We start from the raw sequence: 15,431 nt of genomic DNA, 5'->3' as shown, positions 1-15,431 counted from the left end.
TGCCCGACTCCCTCCTGGAATCGACTCGATGATCGAAGTACCGGACCTGGCCGTCGGCGCCCTCGCCCTCGGCACACTGTCCGCGATCGCCCTCGCCGGCGGGTTGCTGCGCTCACGGCGGCAACTGGCGGCACAGCGCGCGAAAACGGCCGCGTTGCGGGCACAACTCGACGGCACCTCACGGTCGTTCGCCTCCGAGGTGGAGCATCTGGCGACGCGACGGATGCCCGCCGCGGCCCGGCAGGTGGCGCATTCCCACGTCACCGTGCCCGGCCCGCTGAACCCGCAGCTGGCCGGGTCGCCCCTGGGGCTCGCCCTGGAGCAGGTGCTGCAGGGGCTGCACACCGAGCTGGCCGCGCAGCGCGTCCGCATCGACGCGGCCGCTCAGGCCGGGATGCGCGGGGCCACCCGGGAGATCCAGGCGGCGCTGTACCGGCTCCAGGACGCCCTGCGCGGACTGCAACAGCGCTACGACGAACCCGAGTTGGCGCAGACCCTGTTCGAACTGGACCACGAGAACGAGCAGTCGCTGCGGCGCGCCCAGATCGCCGCCGTGGTGTGCGGGGCCTGGGTGGGGCTCGCCCGGGAGGACTCGCATCTGGTGGACGCGGTGACGGGCGGCCAGGCCCGGCTCGCGGGCTACCGGCGCGTCCGGGTCGGCAACCATCTGGCGCCCGGTACGGCCCTGGTGTCACACGCCGTCGAGCCGGTCGCCATCATCGTCGCCGAGCTCCTCGACAACGCGCTGAGGCACTCCGCGCCCGACACCGACGTCGTGGTCAACCTGGAGTCGGTCCACCACGGCGTCTGCGTGACGGTCGACGACGCCGGACTGGGCATGACGCAGGACGAACGGGCACGGGCCCAGCGGATGGTCGCCGGTAGCGATCCGATTCTGCTCACCGAGCTCGGCGACCCGCCGCGCATGGGGCTCGCGGCCATCGGCCAGCTGACCCGGCAGTTCGATCTGAGCGTGGACCTGTCCTCACCCTCCCCCTACGGCGGTGTGCGGGCGGTCCTGCGGATCGACAGCCACCTGCTGACGAGGATCGACCCCGAGGAACTGCCTCCGGCCGCCGGCGCCCCGCGCTCGACCCGCAGGACGGAGGCGCGGGGAGCGGGGAGCGCAGCGGGCGCTTCCCGCGGTCCGGGACCGGGCGGGGCCGGCACGCCCAGCGGCGCGTCCCGTGCCCGGGAGCAGGGTGAGCCCGCCCCGTCCAGCGGAACGGTGCCCGGCGCGTCCGTCCCGCCCCTGCCTTCGGAGCCTGCCCGGTCCGGTCCGGTCCGCACATCCCGACCCGCCCCGGACGGCCCCCGGCACCAGCCCGAACCCGCCCCGGCCGCCGGGTCCGGCGACCGCGTCGCGACCACCGGGCCCGGGGGACCCGAACCGCTCCACAGCACCGCAGACCCCGACCACGGTTACGGCACCGAGCAGGACGCCGACGTCTGCGCCCCGGCCCCCGGCCATCGTGGGCCCCGCGACGGCGGCGGCCTCCCCCAGCGGCGTCGCCGCAACCGTGCCGCGACCCCGGCCGGCCAGACCGAACCCGCACCGGCACTCCGTCCCCGCCGCCCCGAGGACGCCGCCGCCGCCCTCGGCGCCCTCCAGGCCGGCACCGCGGCAGCGCGCGGCGCCGCCGGGTCGAACGCCGGCGCCGTCCCGTCCGTACCTGAGGGTGCCCCGGCCGCGAACACGGCCGACGGGGCCCGCGACGACACCGACAGCAACGACCACGAAGGGGGAACGGCTCGATGACCAGCCGCGCAGCGGGGGACACGGCATGGGTGCTCGAACCGGTCCTGGAGGTGCCGCACGTCGTGGCGGCCGTCCTGCTCACCCGGGACGGACTCGTCACGGGCTACACCGACGCGCTGTCACGGCCGTCGGCCGAGCGGGTCGCGGCCATCACCAGCACCGTGCAGGGCGCCTGCCGCACCGCCGCGGCGGCGTTCGCCGACACCGACCGGGCCGACATCCGGCAGGTGGTCATCGAGTCGGACCACGGCTACGTGCTCATCGTGCCGACGGACCACGGCACGTGCGTCGCCGCGTACGGCGATCCCGAGGTGCGGCTGGACCTGCTGGCCCACCGGGTGCACTCGCAGGTGGCGCGCCTCGGCGAGAAGGCGATGGCCGCCGGGCCCCGGAGTGCCGACGGCCACACGTCGGCATGACCGGCCGCCGAGGCGGCCGTCCCCTGGTTCCCGCGTACCTGTCGACCGGCGGGGTGGCGCGGCCCAGCCGTGCGCATCTGGAGCGGCTGTCCGTCCTCACCGGCAGCGGTGAGCCGGCCCCCGCCGAACTGCCGGCCGCCCAGACGGCCCTGCTGGAGGAACTGGAGCACGGGTCGCTGACGGTGCTGGAGGCCTCGGCCCTGCTGCGCCTTCCGGTCTCCGCGGTGCTGGTGCTGGCCGCCGACCTCCTCGACCGCCACCTGGTACTGGCCCGCCCGCCGATCCCGCCCGCCCGGCGCTTCGACCCCGACCTGCTGAAGAGAGTGGCCGATGGCCTCCGCGACCTCAAGCACCGTTGACGCCGAGCCGGGGAGTGCGGACCTCCACCTCCCCGACACTGCCCGGGACTTGGTGAAGATCCTGATCACGGGCCCCTTCGGGGTGGGCAAGACCACCCTGATCCGCTCGGTGTCCGAGATCCGCCCGCTGCACACGGAGGAGCAGCTCTCCGAGGCGTCCGCACAGGTGGACGACCTCGTCGGCGTGCGGGACAAGTCGACCACCACGGTCGCCATCGACTTCGGCCGGATCAGCCTGCCGGGCGGTGTCGTGCTGTACCTGTTCGGCACGCCCGGCCAGGAGCGGTTCCGGGCACTGTGGGACGACATCGCCTACGGGGCGCTCGGCGCCCTCGTCCTGGTCGACGCCCGCCGGATCGACGCCTCGTTCGACGTGCTGGGACTGGTGGAGGAGAGCGGACTTCCCTACGCCGTCGCCTTCAACACCTTCCCGGACGCGCCCCGCCACCACACGCCCGAGCAGCTGCGCGCCGCCCTCGACCTGGAGCCCACGACCCCGATGGTGACCTGCGACGCGCGGGAGGCGAACTCCTCGGTCGACGCCCTGCTCGCGCTGGTGCAGCACCTGATCGACCACCACCCTCCGGAGCCCCGGTGACCCGACCGTCCCCCGCCGAACAGGCCTTCTCCCTCACGGCGCCCGTCCGTCTGTGGGAGGACGGCTTCGCCCGCGACCCACACCCCTACTATGCCGCCCTGCGCGCGCACGGCCCGGTCGGCTGGGCGGAACTCGCCCCCGGTGTCCCGGCGTACGTCGTCACCGACCGGCGGGCGGCGCTGGACCTGCTGCACGACACCGAGACGTTCTCGCACGATCCCCGGCCGTGGGAGGCGACCGTCCCCGACGACTCGCCGGTGCTGGGCATGATGCGCTGGCGTCCCAACACGCTTTTCGCCGACGGCGGCGCCCATCTGCGGTACCGCACCTCGTTGCTCGACGCCTTCGACCTGGTGGAGCCGCACGATCTACGGGCCAGGGTGCACCGGGCGGTGCACCGGCTGGTGAGCCGGATCGGGCCGCGCGGAGAGGCCGATCTGGTGGGCGAGTTCACCCGGCCGCTGATGGCGCTGGTGTTCAACAGCCTGTTCGGACTGCCGGACAGCGCGAGCGAGCGTCTCGACTCCGCCCTGGGCAAGTTGATCGAAGGCGGAGCCCAGGCGGCCGCGGGCGAGGCCGAGTTCGGCGGGTACGTGCTGGAGCTGATCGCCGCCAAGAGGGAGCGGCGCGGCGACGACCTGCCGAGCTGGCTGCTGGACCATCCTGCGGGACTGACGCCCGAGGAGGTCACCTGGCAGGTGTTCCTCACCCTCGGCGCGGGCCACGAGCCGACGGCCAACCTGGTGTCCAATGCGCTGTCCAGGATCCTCGGCAACCCGGCCTACTACTCGACGCTGACCAGCGGCGCCCGTCCCGTGACGGACGCGGTGCTGGAGGTGCTGCACCACGAGACGCCCCTCGCCAACTACGGCATCCACTACGCCCGTACGCCGGTCACCCTCCACGGGGTGTGGATCAGGGCCGCGGTGCCGGTGGTGATCTCGTACGGGGCGCTCGCCCAGGCCGCCGAGAGGGAGCGCGGCGAGGACCGCCACCCGTCCGACGCCTCCCACCTGTCCTGGTCGGCGGGCCCGCACGCCTGTCCGGTCAAGCAGCACACCCTGCTGATCGCCACCGAGGCGATCGAACGGCTCACCCAGTGGCTGCCCGACCTCGAACCCGTACTGCCCCGCGAGCGACTCACCTGGCGGCCCGGTCCCTTCCACCGCTCGCTGACAGCCCTGCCCGTCCGATTCAGCCCCCGCTCTCCCGACCAGCCAGGAGGACGACCGTGACCATCACCGACCGCATCGCTCTCGACCCGTTAGGCGCCGACATCGCCGCCGAGAGCGCCCGGCTGCGTGCCCTCGGCCCGATCGTGCCCGTGGAGCTGCCCGGCTCCCTCCCCGCCTGGGCGCCCACCCGCTACGACACACTGAAGCAACTCATCCTCGACCCGCGGGTCAGCAAGGACCCGCGGCTGCACTGGCGGCTGTGGCCCGAGATCGCCGAGAACCCGTCCTGGGCCTGGATCCTGGGATGGGTCGGCGTGGTCAACATGCTCTCCGCGTACGGCCCGGACCACACCCGGCTGCGCAAGCTGGTCGCGCCCAGCTTCACGCACCGGCGCACCGAGGCGATGCGGCCCCGGGTGGAGGCGATCACGGCGGAACTCCTGGACGCGCTGGAGGCCGCCGACACCGAGGTCGTGGACGTCAAGGAGGGGCTCGCCCATCCGCTGCCGATGCGGATGATCTGCGAACTGATGGGTGTGCCGGACGAGTTGCGGGAGGACACCGGCCGGCTCATCGCGGCCATCATGGACACCTCCGACCCGAGTCCGGAACACGCGGCGTCCGTGCAGCGGCAGATCGGCACGGTGCTGCCCGCACTGATCGCGCACCGGGCCGCGCGTCCCGGGGACGACATGACCACCGAGCTGATCCGCGTCCGCGACGAGGACGGCGACCGGCTGAGCGACGAGGAACTGCTGTACACGCTGCTGCTGGTGATCGGGGCCGGTTTCGAGACCACCGTGAACCTGATAGGCAACGCGGTCGTCGCCCTGCTCCGCCGTCCCGAACAACTGGCGGCGGTACGGTCCGGGGAGATCCGCTGGGACGCCGTCGTCGACGAGACGCTGCGCGCGCACCCGTCGATCGCGTCCCTGCCGCTACGGTTCGCCGTCACCGACCTGACGGTCGGTGACGTCACGATCCCGGCCGGGGACGCCATCATCACCACGTACGCCGCCGCCGGGCTCGATCCCGAGCACTACGGCCCGGACGCCGACCGTTTCGACGCGACGCGCGCCGCCGACGACCATCTGGCGTTCGGGATCGGCGTCCACCGCTGCATCGGGGCGCCGCTGGCCCGCTTGGAAGCCCTGACGGCGCTGCCGGCCCTGTTCGACCGGTTCCCCGGCCTGCGCCTGGCCGCCGGCGACGAGGGACTGCGGCAGGTGCCGTCCTTCATCGCGTTCGGCTGGCGGGAGATCCCGGTGCGGCTGCGGGGCTGACGCCACGCCACCCCAGGCACGCGCCACCCCAGGCACGCGCCGCACGGGGCAGCGCGCGGGAGCGCGACCGGTCCCCCGTTCCGGTCGGGCCCCCGCGGTGAGTTGAACCTACGTCCAGGGCCGATGCCTTGTGAACCGTGCCGATGCCCGCTGCCCGCCCGGCAGGACTCACCCGTGCACAGCTGCGTCCGGATGGCCCGGGTTCGTCCCGCGCCGGCCCGGCGAACCGGTTGCCCCTGAGGCAAAAGAGCTCACGCGGGACGTGGCAGAGCCGGCAGGTCGAGGTCGCCGACGGCCAGGTGCGCCAGCACGACCTCGTACAGGTCGGTTCCCCCGGCGAGCAGTTGGCGTTCCAGGACGGGTTCGGCACTGCGGACGTGCTCGCGCACGGTCTGGGCGTGCACACCGAGGGTCTGCGCGGCACGTTCGGCGTTGCCCCCGGCGGCGATCCAGGTGCGCAGCGTCCGGCGCGGGTTCCTGGCGTCGGCATCCAGCCGGCCCAGCAGGTCCCGCGCCCAGGTGCGTACGGCGGGGCCGGACAGCAGGTCGCCGAGCCGCAGCCCGGGATCACCGGGGCCGTCGGCGAGCCGGGTGTCGGGCAGGCCGATCTGGGTGTTGAGCGCCAGGTGGACGACTGCCCGGACCGTGAGGTCGGCGAAGTCGGTGCCGAGCAGGGTCTCGACGCGTTCCATGCGGGCGCGGACGGTGTTGCGGCTGACGCCGAGGACCTTGGCGGCGTTGACCGCGGTGAACTCCAGGCCGAGACGGCTGGTGGCCAGGAGTTCGGCGCGGGTGTGGTGCGACAGGGTGTCGAGCGGGCGCAGCACCCGGGACGTCCAGCCGCGCAGAGCCACCGGGTCCATCAGGCGTTCGGGGTGGGTGCGCTCCGCGTAGACGGCCGTCTTGTCGGGGCGGAAGTGCGCGACGGCGAGGGCACTGACGGCCTGTCCGTAGGCGGTGGCGGTCCGGGCGAGGCTCTGCCGGACGCTACCGCCGAGGAAGAGGTCCGCGTGCCGTCCGACCAGGGACCGCAAGGCGTCGCCCATGGTGTCGCGGGGGCTGACGACGATCACATGACCGTCCATGGCAGGGCAGCGCACGACCAGGGCGTCCTCCCCGGTGCGCTCCAGGCACTCCTCGGCGATGCGGTCGCGGACGGCGGGGTCGGACTCGACAACGTACACGCATGCCGTGTCGGCGTCGAGCAGGCCGGGCCAGAGCCCGGCCGCGACACGGCGGGCGGCGACGGTGTCCTCGACCATCAGCAGTTGCAGGATCGCCAGTCGCAGGTCGGCGGTGACCCGCCGCAGCCGGTGCCCGGCCGCGGCCGACTCGTTCGCCGTCAGCAGCAGCCCGAGCACCTGGGCGGTGTGCGTGACGACGTCGGAGGCCCGCCGGTCGAAAGGGGCCTGCCGGGAGACGGCCAGCACGCACGCGTGGGAGGGGTGCTCCACCCTCACCAGACGCAGGTGGCTGCCCTGGCCCTCCCAGGCGGCGGAGGCGATCCGGCCGGCGGCGATGCCCGTGACCAGGTCCGCGTCCAGGGGAAGCCGATCACCGGCGACGAGGTCCCCGGCGGCGTCCAGCAGGGCGACGGTCGCGCCCACCGTGCCGGAGAGCCAGGCGACGACTCTGCGGACGTCCCGCCCGGCCGGGCGCAGATGCTCGAGCAGTTGCTCCGCCCATGCCGGTGCCGTGCCGGTCTGTGCTTCCTGCTGCCGGTTCCCGTGCGCTCGGCCAGCCACCCCGAATCTTCCCCTCGCTCCTCGTGCCGCCTCCGGCACACCGGTCGGGGACGTTACCTCACGTCCGCCGGGTGCTCGTCCCCGCCCGACCGCCGGACGACGGGCCTCGTCCCCGGCCGGTACCCCTCCCTGCGCCGCCGACCCGTACCGGCGGCATAAGCTCGGCGGATGGCGAAGTACTACGACGTGCACCCCGACAACCCCCAGCCCCGCACCATCGGCCAGATCGCCGACAGCATCCGCGCCGACGCTCTCGTCGCCTATCCCACGGACTCCTGCTACGCGCTGGGGTGCCGCCTGGGCAGCCGTGACGGCATCGACCGGATCCGTACGATCCGCAAGCTGGACGACCGGCACCACTTCACCCTCGTGTGCCAGGATTTCGCCCAGCTCGGGCAGTTCGTGCGGATCGACAACGACGTGTTCCGCGCGATCAAGGCGTCGACACCCGGCAGTTACACATTCATCCTGCCCGCGACGAAGGAGGTGCCTCGGATGCTGCAGCACCCCAAGAAGAAGACGGTCGGCGTGCGCATCCCCGACCACGTCGTCACGCAGGCCCTGCTCGCCGAGCTCGGTGAGCCGCTGCTGTCCAGCACCCTGCTGCTGCCCGGCGAGGACGAGCCCATGACGCAGGGCTGGGAGATCAAGGACCTGCTCGACCACGTGCTGGACGGCGTGGTCGACTCCGGGGACTGCGGGACCGAACCGACGACGGTCATCGACTTCTCCGGCGGGGAGGCGGAGATCGTGCGGCATGGCGCGGGCGACGCCTCTCGGTTCGAGTAGGCGGCAAAGCGACACCCAAGGGCCGTTCACGGTTCAACCGTGTGTCGGGGGTGGACGAGATGCCCCGGGAACGGGCGTGTCACGATGCCCGTGATCCGCCCGGTCCCGCGGACGGGTTGCCGGCCCCACCCCCGCAGAGAGGCAGCCCAGCCATGACCGCCGTACAGGGAACCGCCGTCGACATCCCGACCGAGGACGGCACCGCCGACGCGTATCTGGCCCACCCCGCGCACGGGGCCGCCCGCCCGGCGGTCCTGGTCTTCATGGATGCCTTCGGTCTGCGTCCGCAGCTGCGGTCCATGGCCGACCGGCTGGCCGCGGAGGGCTACACCGTGCTGGTTCCGAACGTGTTCCACCGGCACGGCCGTGCCCCGCTGTTCGACCTGCCCGAGTTCATCGACCCCGGGGCGCGTCCGGAGATCTTCGAGCGGATCGGCCCGGTCATGCACGCCCTGACGCCCGACCTGGCGATGCGGGACGCCGGTGCGTATCTGAGCTGGCTGGACGGATCCCCGGCCGTGGCCGACGGCCCGGTGGCGCTGACCGGCTACTGCATGGGCGCCCGCCTCGCGCTGCTCACCGCCGGCACCTTCCCGGAGCGGGTCGCGGCCGCGGCCGGCTTCCACGGCGGACGGCTCGCCACGGACACCCCGGACAGCCCCCACCTGGTGGCCGGCAAGGTCACCGCCGAGCTCTACTTCGGTCACGCCGACCAGGATCCCTCGTTGCCCGAGGAGCAGATCGAGCGTCTGGAGGAGGCCCTGACGGCGGCGGGCGTGCGGCACCGGTGCGAGGTGTACACGGGCGCGCCCCACGGTTTCACGCAGGCCGACACCGCCTCGTACCACCAGGAGGGCGACGCGCGGCACTGGGCAGCGCTGCTCGACCTGCTGAAGCGCACATTCTGACCCCAATCGGTTCCTGATCAAGGCGAGTTGCCGGCCTACCGACGGTAAGGGCTTGCTCTCGTGCGATCCCTGCGCGTAGACCTTGCTCACACCAGCCATGACTCGGGGGGAGTTGACTCATGGACGGCACGGTCGACGGGTTTCGCTACGGTGCGGTGACTCCGGTGGCTGCCTATCTGATGGCCTGTCTGGGAGGGGCGCTCGGGCTGCGGTGCATCGTGCGCTCGCTGCTGGACACGCGTTCGCGGAGTGCGGGTTGGCTGGCGTTAGGCGCGGCCTCCATCGGCTGCGGCATCTGGACGATGCACTTCATCGCCATGATCGGCTTCCATGTGGAGGAGACCCGGGTCCGGTACGACGCGGCCACGACCGTGCTCAGTCTCGTCGTGGCCGTCGCCGTGGTGGGCGTCGGCGTGTTCCTCGTCGGCCACCGTGGCACGAGCGGCGCCACGCTGGCGATCGCGGGTACGGTCACCGGCCTGGGCGTGGCGGGCATGCACTACCTGGGCATGGCCGCGCTGCGGCTGGACGGCGACGTCGGCTACGACCCGGTCGGTGTCGCGGTGTCCGTGCTGATCGCCATCGGCGCCGCGACCGCCGCGTTGTGGTCGGCCGTCACCGTCCGCGGCTTCCTGGCGAGCCTCGGAGCGAGTCTGGTGATGGGCGTGGCGGTGTCCGGGATGCACTACACGGGCATGGCCGCCGTCAGCGTCCACGTGCACGACACGACCGGTGGGACGTGGGCGGGCGAGTCGCCCCTGTCCCTGCTGCTGCCGATGCTGGCGGGACCGGTCGTCTTCCTGCTGCTGGCCGGGGTCGTGGTGATGTTCGATCCCCTGCTGGTGCTGGGCGAACGCTCCTGCGCCCCGCGGCCGGGCCGGGCCGCCGACTCCGTCGCGCCGCGCCGCCCTTCGGAGCGCGAACCGGTCGCGCCCACGCGCGGGCGGTGAGGAAACCCGCCTGCGGGCGTGACCCGGCTCGATTGTTACCGTGCACCGGTGTCTGACTCCTCACGCGATACCGCCGAAGGCGCCGGCTGGGGTTCCACCGAACGGGGCGCGTACCAGCGGTTGATGCCGCCGAAGACCGAGAAGATCTCCTGGCTTGACCCCAGGATGCTGTGGGCCGCCCGCAACGGCGTGCTGGCCTCCTGGTTCGGGGACCCCGTCGGCCGGACGCGCAGCCGGTGGGTGGCGCAGCGGGCGGCCGCCGGCGCACCGGCCGACAAGGTGATCCGGCGCGACGACCCGGACCGGTTCTCGTTCCTGGTCGTCGGCGACACCGGCGAGGGCGACGACCCCCAGTACGCGGTCGTGCCGGGCCTGCTGAAGACCGGTCAGGACACCCGCTTCGCCGTGCTGGCCAGTGACGTGATCTACCCCGTCGGCAGCGCGGACGACTACGCCACCAAGTTCTTCCGCCCCTACCGGGACTATCAGGCACCGATCTACGCGATACCGGGCAACCACGACTGGTACGAGGACCTCGGCGGCTTCATGCGCGTCTTCTGCGACGACGCCTCGCCCCTGCCGCCCGAGCCCCGGCCGCGGCCCCTGACCCGGGCCTGGCTGCGGTCGCTGCTGTGGCACCGGCCGCGCCCGGACGACGGCCGTCACCTGACCGAGGCACGCACCCTGCGCTCCGCCGCCGCGCAGCAGGCCGTCCAGCCGGGCCCGTACTGGGCGATCGACGCCGGCCCGGTGCGCATCATCGGCATCGACACGGGCCTGCTCGGCACCCTCGACGCGGAGCAGGGCGCCTGGCTGCGCGAGGTCTCCCGGGGGCCGCGCCCGAAGATCCTGGTCACCGGCTCACCTCTGTACGTGGACGGCCGGCACGACCCGTGCGCCATCGAGGGGGGCGGCAGCGTCGACGCCATCGTCCGCGACCCGGCGCACCACTACGTGGCGGCGATCGGTGGCGACATCCACAACTACCAGCGCTACCCGGTCCGGCTGGACGACGGACGCACGCTCCACTACGTCGTCGCGGGCGGGGGCGGAGCGTTCATGCACGCCACCCACACGATCCCCCGCGTCAACGTCGCGGGCGTCACCGAGCGGGACTTCCGCTGCTATCCGCTGCGCGGCGACTCCCTCGCCTTCTACAGCCGGCTCTACGGCCACCGCTTGCGGATGCGCCGGTTCTTCACGCTCACCGAAGCCGAGGCGACGGCCGTGATCGCCGAGCGCCTCGACATCCGGCCCACCCGCATCCCGGACGCCTCGACCCGGGTCACCCGGCGCGTCCGCCTGGTCGCCGCTCTGCTCGGCACCGGCCGTCGACCCGACCGGGCCAAGCGGTTCCGGCTGCCCGTACGGAAGATCTACACGTCCTTGTTCTCGCCCGGCTCCGCGACGTACAGCCCGCCGTTCTTCAAGTGCTTCCTGCGCTTGGACGTCTCCCCGGAGTCGGTCCGGCTGCGGTGCTACGCGGCCACCGGCAAGCGGGCCCAGGAGATCGACCCGCCGGTCGAGGACGAGGTGACGATCCCGCTGCGCTGACCGGGCGGAACGCGACGCCGGCCTCCCCGGCGTTTCCCGGCGCCATCCTCCACTCCACGATCGCCGCGATGGCGTGGCTGCGCGGGCTCGCCCGCGGCCGAGAGCTGGACGAACAGGTCGGCCGTCACCGGGAGTCGCCCCCCATCCCTCTTGGTGGTGCGAACGCTGCTGAACGGCGGCGAAGAAGCGGACACGGCCGTCGCCCTGGCCCGGGAGTTCGACATCGACCATGCGCAAGCCCTCCAGGACGCGCGGACGCTCGTCCGACAGCCGCGCAGCTCGGGGCTCGCCTCATGACGACGCCCACGCGCTGGAGCGATCCACCGGTGCGACCCTGCCACGGCGCCTGGCCGCCCGCCTCGTCCCGCTTCCGGCGTCGCCCTCGCCCTGCTGCCGCCCCGCCACATCCGCACCGTTCTCGGCATCCTGCCGCGCGCACCGCGCCGCACCTCACGGCCACCGGCGGACATCACGAGGAACTGCTGGTCAGCGGGGCGGTCTCACGAGCCGGCCGCGAGCCAGATGCTCAGGGCGGGGAGCCCGGGAGTAGGGGCCCCGGACCGGGATTCATGCCCTTCGGGCGCCCCCACCGGTGCAGGCGCGCTCGCAGCCCGGTCCTGCCCGGGGTCACCAGCGCCCGGGCGCGGTCCCGGTGATCGGTTCCGACGGCCTGCCGTCCACCCCGACGGGCACCTCCCCGGCGAGCATCACGCGGTGCATGATCCGGGGGTGGTCGAGGTGGGCGGTGTCGCCGGGGGCCAGATGCATGGTGGCCCGGTTGTCCCAGAAGGCCACGCTGCCCGGCTCCCAGCGGAAGCGGACCGTGTACTCGGGCCGGACCGCCTGTTCCAGCAGCATCTCCAGGACGGCGCCGCTCTCGGGCCGGGAGAGGCCGGCGATCTGCTCGACGTAGTAGCCGTTGACGTACAGGATCCGCTCGCCCGTCTCGGGGTGGACCCGCACCAGCGGGTGCTCGGACGCGACCTGACGGTCGAGCAGATGACGGACGTACGCGTCGTCGCCGGGCCTGGGCTGATAGCCGACCCCGAGCCGGTGCTCGGCGCGCAACCCGTCGACGAACTGCCGCAGCGGCGCGGAGAGTCCGGCGTACGCCGCCGCGAGGTTCGCCCAGGTGGTGTCGCCCCCAAAGGGCGGTACCGTCTCGGCGCGCAGGATCGTGGCCGCGGGCGGGTCGACGCGGGCCCCGTGATCACAGTGCCAGCCGCGCAGCAGCGTGTGACGGCGGCGCCTCAGCCACTCGTCGTGCTCCATCCCGAACCGCCCGCCCAGCTCCAGCCGGTCGGCGGTCGTCTCGATCTCGGGGAAGCCGGCGGGCGAGGCCTTGCCCCGCCGGGGCAGCACCACGATCTCGCCGAACCGCCGGGCGAACTCCACATGCCGGGCGTGGTCCAGCCGCTGCCCCCGGAAGAACACCACCTTCCACCGCAGCACCGCCGCCCTGATCGCGGCGACCACGGTGTCATCGAGATCCCCGGCCAGATCGACCCCGTTGATCTCGGCCCCGATGTACCCCGCGACGGGTTTCACCTCCACCCCGGCCCTCCGCGCCGCCTCGTCCGTCATCCCGCTGTCCGTCGTCATGAGCGCTCCGCTGGTCGTGGGCGTGGTCCGGCCTTCCCGAAGATCGTGGCAGTGATCGCCGTCGAGGGCGACCACGCCGCGACGAGCCGGTCAGGGCTGCCGGAAACCCGTCGAGGCGGGCGGAGCTGCGTCGGTAGCGTCGAACCCCCATGACCTTGACGGACCTGCCGACGGACTTCCGCGACGAGGAGCCGCGCGGCCACGTGCGCCGTGTGATCCACGACCGGCTCGCCGACGACCGCGACCAGCGGAAGTGCCGTTACCTCATGCAACTCTGATGGCAACTGGGCATGCCCTGCCAAGAGGTGACGCTAAATCAGCTCAGGGCGATCCTCCGCGAGGACACACTGCGGCTCGTCGAGGAACTGAGCGACGCCGTGCGCACCTCCCCCGAGGTGATCGACGGCTGGGCCGACGCGGTGGAGGATGCGCGGCCCGTCGTCCGTGACCGCGGTTTCGAGGAGGCCGAGGCGCGGCCGGGCGGTGCCGCCCGTCCTGCGCCTTGAACCCCCGGATCACGGCGTTCCGCAACACCGCCCGGTGTCTCCTTCGCCGCAGCGCGCGGCGGCCGTCTCGCAGACGCACAGGCACTTTGCGCGCCCGGACGCCCACAAGGGGGACGGCCGACGGGCTGCGCCTGCAACAAGGGTTGCGGACCGTTCGAAGACGTCCACGCGGGTGGCAGCGGAACCGTCCTGTTCCGCACGGCGACGAACGTACTGCTGATGGGCCGGGCCGTACACGAACACTGCCCCACCACCAAGGCCCGCGGCGCGGCACCCTCACCGGCACCGGCATCGAGGGAGGAGGCCCCCTTGCCAAGGGCCTCCGACCACGCTCACGCCTGCCGGGTAACGCGAAGCCCCGGGACACCACCGTGTCCCGGGGCCGTCAGCCTCGCGCTACATGGTCAGGGGCACATCGTCTGAGGCACCCGGGTCCCTGTCCTCGCGCGGCACGTCGAGCGCCGAGCGGTCGGCAGGGGGAGCGGCAGCCGGCGCGTCTTCGGGGAGATCGTCCCCGAGGTGGCCGGTCCGCGACCGACGGTTGACGACGGCGGCGGTCGTGATGGTCGTGCCGCCGATCGTGGCGACGGCGCCGGCCGTCTCGGCCTCGACGACGCCCCCTACGGCGCATCCGCCGAGGGCGACGCCAACAGCCCCGATAGCGAAGGAAGTGATCCAAGTCGATCGCTTCCGAGAATCCTTGCGACGCTTAGTGAGCGGAGTCACTGTGCGTTCCCCGTGTCCGGGACTACGGTTGGGCATGGGTAATCGGCCCTTTCGAGGACTGACGCATCTACCCGGCGGCCCCCTGTTCGCGCAGGGGGCCGCAGCTTTGCCGAGGCATCGCTGCGGCCAATGGCCCGTGGGAGCGCCCCGGTTGGGCGCTAAATCCATTGAGGGCCATGGAGCCCTTCCATTCAAGGAACGTGTGCTGCGCCACAGTTGTCAGAGCGGGTCACCGAACTCCTTTGCCTAGCCACCCCGTTGGCTTCGAGTCGGACAAAAGGCACGCCTGTTCACCCACTGTTAACGTGCAGCGACGCGCAAGGTGCCCGAAATGCGGCGTCTCATATCATGAACTCGATGATTGGCCAACCCCCCTATTCTGCTGGTACCCGCCCGTGTGAGGCAGTTCACAGCACTCGCCCCTTTTCACCTCACTCCTGGTCAGCATGCGCTTAGGAATGGTCGCGACCGATGAAATTGCGTGATCTGCATCACTCATGCAATTGCACGCGATGTGGCGCTAGTCACGAATTCACCCGCTTGAGAGCGCTCTTTACGGAGCTATAGAGACATTCGCGAAGAATGCCCGTCTCGCTATTTGAGATGGAGCGGTGTGGGGTAGGCGTTGAAGATCTCCGGTCATGGGCTACCCTGCCCGCCCGCTACTCCGAGGCAGTCGGGTGATTGTGCCGCGGACCGCTGATGAGAGGCATCGATAACGCGCTGGCCATGGGCCGGCTCCTCCCAGTGACCCGCGAGATTCCGTGCGACGGCAGGGTGAGGCCGTGCCCGCCGGGATCCACGCCCTCGCGGCCGACGCCCTCGACCTCGGGTCCAGCACCTCCGGGCAGTCCGCCGAGGGCGGCGATGGGGCCACGCCCCGGCCGAGGGCACGCACTCACCGATCGGTCGTTGTAGGCGGGACCCGTTCTCGGGCGGGGTGCCGCCCAGCCCGATCACGACCGTACGGCTGCGAAACAGCCCTTGAACGCGAAGGACGGGCGGCCTCTGCTCGGCGCTGCCGATGTCGGCCGCCGTCCTCGTCCCCGCCTGTCCGG

General features: G+C 72.5%; 15 protein-coding genes. 13 read left to right on the top strand and 2 right to left on the bottom strand.

The features are described 5' to 3' along the window. Positions 1–28 precede the first annotated feature (28 nt). From ACIQHQ_RS35215 to ACIQHQ_RS35190, 6 genes are read left to right on the top strand one after another with little or no spacing between them, the layout of a single operon-like run. On the top strand, positions 29–1,759 hold the full coding sequence (locus ACIQHQ_RS35215; protein WP_402620200.1) for an ATP-binding protein: 1,731 nt from the start codon (positions 29–31) through the stop codon (positions 1,757–1,759). Then, positions 1,756–2,178, top strand: coding sequence for a roadblock/LC7 domain-containing protein (locus ACIQHQ_RS35210; RefSeq protein WP_402620197.1), 423 nt, complete (start codon positions 1,756–1,758; stop codon positions 2,176–2,178). The genes ACIQHQ_RS35215 and ACIQHQ_RS35210 overlap by 4 nt, the downstream gene beginning before the upstream one ends. Continuing rightward, positions 2,175–2,537 carry a DUF742 domain-containing protein gene (locus tag ACIQHQ_RS35205; protein WP_402620195.1) on the top strand — a complete coding sequence of 121 codons (363 nt, stop codon included), beginning with the start codon at positions 2,175–2,177 and terminating at the stop codon, positions 2,535–2,537. The genes ACIQHQ_RS35210 and ACIQHQ_RS35205 overlap by 4 nt, the downstream gene beginning before the upstream one ends. Continuing rightward, positions 2,509–3,135 carry a GTP-binding protein gene (locus tag ACIQHQ_RS35200; protein WP_402620193.1) on the top strand — a complete coding sequence of 209 codons (627 nt, stop codon included), beginning with the start codon at positions 2,509–2,511 and terminating at the stop codon, positions 3,133–3,135. Before ACIQHQ_RS35205 ends, ACIQHQ_RS35200 begins: the two co-directional genes overlap by 29 nt. After that, positions 3,132–4,370: a cytochrome P450 gene (locus tag ACIQHQ_RS35195; RefSeq protein WP_402620190.1), complete on the top strand. Its 1,239-nt coding sequence runs from the start codon at positions 3,132–3,134 to the stop codon at positions 4,368–4,370. The genes ACIQHQ_RS35200 and ACIQHQ_RS35195 overlap by 4 nt, the downstream gene beginning before the upstream one ends. Next, the gene (locus ACIQHQ_RS35190) at positions 4,367–5,593 is read left to right on the top strand and encodes a cytochrome P450 (RefSeq protein ID WP_402620187.1); all 1,227 of its coding nucleotides are present in this window, start codon (positions 4,367–4,369) and stop codon (positions 5,591–5,593) included. Before ACIQHQ_RS35195 ends, ACIQHQ_RS35190 begins: the two co-directional genes overlap by 4 nt. Positions 5,594–5,844: 251 nt before the next feature. On the opposite strand, the gene ACIQHQ_RS35185 is transcribed toward ACIQHQ_RS35190, so the two are convergent. Further along, positions 5,845–7,338, bottom strand: a complete 1,494-nt coding sequence (locus ACIQHQ_RS35185) for a helix-turn-helix domain-containing protein (protein ID WP_402620184.1) — start codon at positions 7,336–7,338, stop codon at positions 5,845–5,847. A 168-nt stretch (positions 7,339–7,506) separates the two neighbouring features. On the opposite strand from ACIQHQ_RS35185, the gene ACIQHQ_RS35180 reads away from it, so the two are divergent. The 5 genes from ACIQHQ_RS35180 (at position 7,507) to ACIQHQ_RS35160 (ending at position 11,836) form a co-directional block, all read left to right on the top strand. Continuing rightward, on the top strand, positions 7,507–8,127 hold the full coding sequence (locus ACIQHQ_RS35180) for an L-threonylcarbamoyladenylate synthase (protein WP_402620182.1): 621 nt from the start codon (positions 7,507–7,509) through the stop codon (positions 8,125–8,127). Between the two features lie 152 nt (positions 8,128–8,279). Further along, positions 8,280–9,035, top strand: coding sequence for a dienelactone hydrolase family protein (locus tag ACIQHQ_RS35175; RefSeq protein WP_402620179.1), 756 nt, complete (start codon positions 8,280–8,282; stop codon positions 9,033–9,035). Between the two features lie 119 nt (positions 9,036–9,154). Continuing rightward, complete coding sequence (locus tag ACIQHQ_RS35170) at positions 9,155–9,985, top strand: MHYT domain-containing protein (protein WP_402620176.1); 831 nt, start codon at positions 9,155–9,157, stop codon at positions 9,983–9,985. Between the two features lie 48 nt (positions 9,986–10,033). Further along, on the top strand, positions 10,034–11,539 hold the full coding sequence (locus ACIQHQ_RS35165; RefSeq protein ID WP_402620174.1) for a metallophosphoesterase family protein: 1,506 nt from the start codon (positions 10,034–10,036) through the stop codon (positions 11,537–11,539). Between the two features lie 156 nt (positions 11,540–11,695). Beyond that, a complete protein-coding gene (locus ACIQHQ_RS35160) occupies positions 11,696–11,836 on the top strand; it encodes a hypothetical protein (RefSeq protein WP_402620171.1) in 141 nt (46 codons plus the stop codon). A 330-nt stretch (positions 11,837–12,166) separates the two neighbouring features. On the opposite strand, the gene ACIQHQ_RS35155 is transcribed toward ACIQHQ_RS35160, so the two are convergent. Further along, complete coding sequence (locus tag ACIQHQ_RS35155) at positions 12,167–13,141, bottom strand: TauD/TfdA dioxygenase family protein (protein ID WP_402620168.1); 975 nt, start codon at positions 13,139–13,141, stop codon at positions 12,167–12,169. A 149-nt stretch (positions 13,142–13,290) separates the two neighbouring features. Here ACIQHQ_RS35155 and ACIQHQ_RS35150 point away from each other — a divergent pair, with 149 nt between their 5' ends. Then, the gene (locus tag ACIQHQ_RS35150; RefSeq protein WP_402620166.1) at positions 13,291–13,419 is read left to right on the top strand and encodes a hypothetical protein; all 129 of its coding nucleotides are present in this window, start codon (positions 13,291–13,293) and stop codon (positions 13,417–13,419) included. A 27-nt stretch (positions 13,420–13,446) separates the two neighbouring features. Continuing rightward, entirely contained in the window at positions 13,447–13,647 is a 201-nt protein-coding gene (locus ACIQHQ_RS35145; RefSeq protein ID WP_402620163.1) for a hypothetical protein, read from the top strand. Positions 13,648–15,431: the final 1,784 nt, after the last annotated feature.

It is taken from the genome of Streptomyces sp. NPDC092370 (assembly GCF_044755265.1).
Taxonomy (GTDB): domain Bacteria; phylum Actinomycetota; class Actinomycetes; order Streptomycetales; family Streptomycetaceae; genus Streptomyces.
The sequence above is the reverse complement of the archived record's forward strand: the minus strand, read 5'-3'. Positions and strand labels throughout refer to the sequence as shown.

Excerpts from the sequence above, each read along its gene's own strand:
- ACIQHQ_RS35215 (WP_402620200.1), top strand. The coding sequence starts at position 29 with ATGATCGAAGTACCGGACCTGGCCGTCGGCGCCCTCGCCCTCGGCACA.
- ACIQHQ_RS35210 (WP_402620197.1), top strand. The coding sequence starts at position 1,756 with ATGACCAGCCGCGCAGCGGGGGACACGGCATGGGTGCTCGAACCGGTC.
- ACIQHQ_RS35205 (WP_402620195.1), top strand. The coding sequence starts at position 2,175 with ATGACCGGCCGCCGAGGCGGCCGTCCCCTGGTTCCCGCGTACCTGTCG.
- ACIQHQ_RS35200 (WP_402620193.1), top strand. The coding sequence starts at position 2,509 with ATGGCCTCCGCGACCTCAAGCACCGTTGACGCCGAGCCGGGGAGTGCG.
- ACIQHQ_RS35180 (WP_402620182.1), top strand. The coding sequence starts at position 7,507 with ATGGCGAAGTACTACGACGTGCACCCCGACAACCCCCAGCCCCGCACC.
- ACIQHQ_RS35175 (WP_402620179.1), top strand. The coding sequence starts at position 8,280 with ATGACCGCCGTACAGGGAACCGCCGTCGACATCCCGACCGAGGACGGC.
- ACIQHQ_RS35170 (WP_402620176.1), top strand. The coding sequence starts at position 9,155 with ATGGACGGCACGGTCGACGGGTTTCGCTACGGTGCGGTGACTCCGGTG.
- ACIQHQ_RS35155 (WP_402620168.1), bottom strand. The coding sequence starts at position 13,141 with ATGACGACGGACAGCGGGATGACGGACGAGGCGGCGCGGAGGGCCGGG.
- ACIQHQ_RS35150 (WP_402620166.1), top strand. The coding sequence starts at position 13,291 with ATGACCTTGACGGACCTGCCGACGGACTTCCGCGACGAGGAGCCGCGC.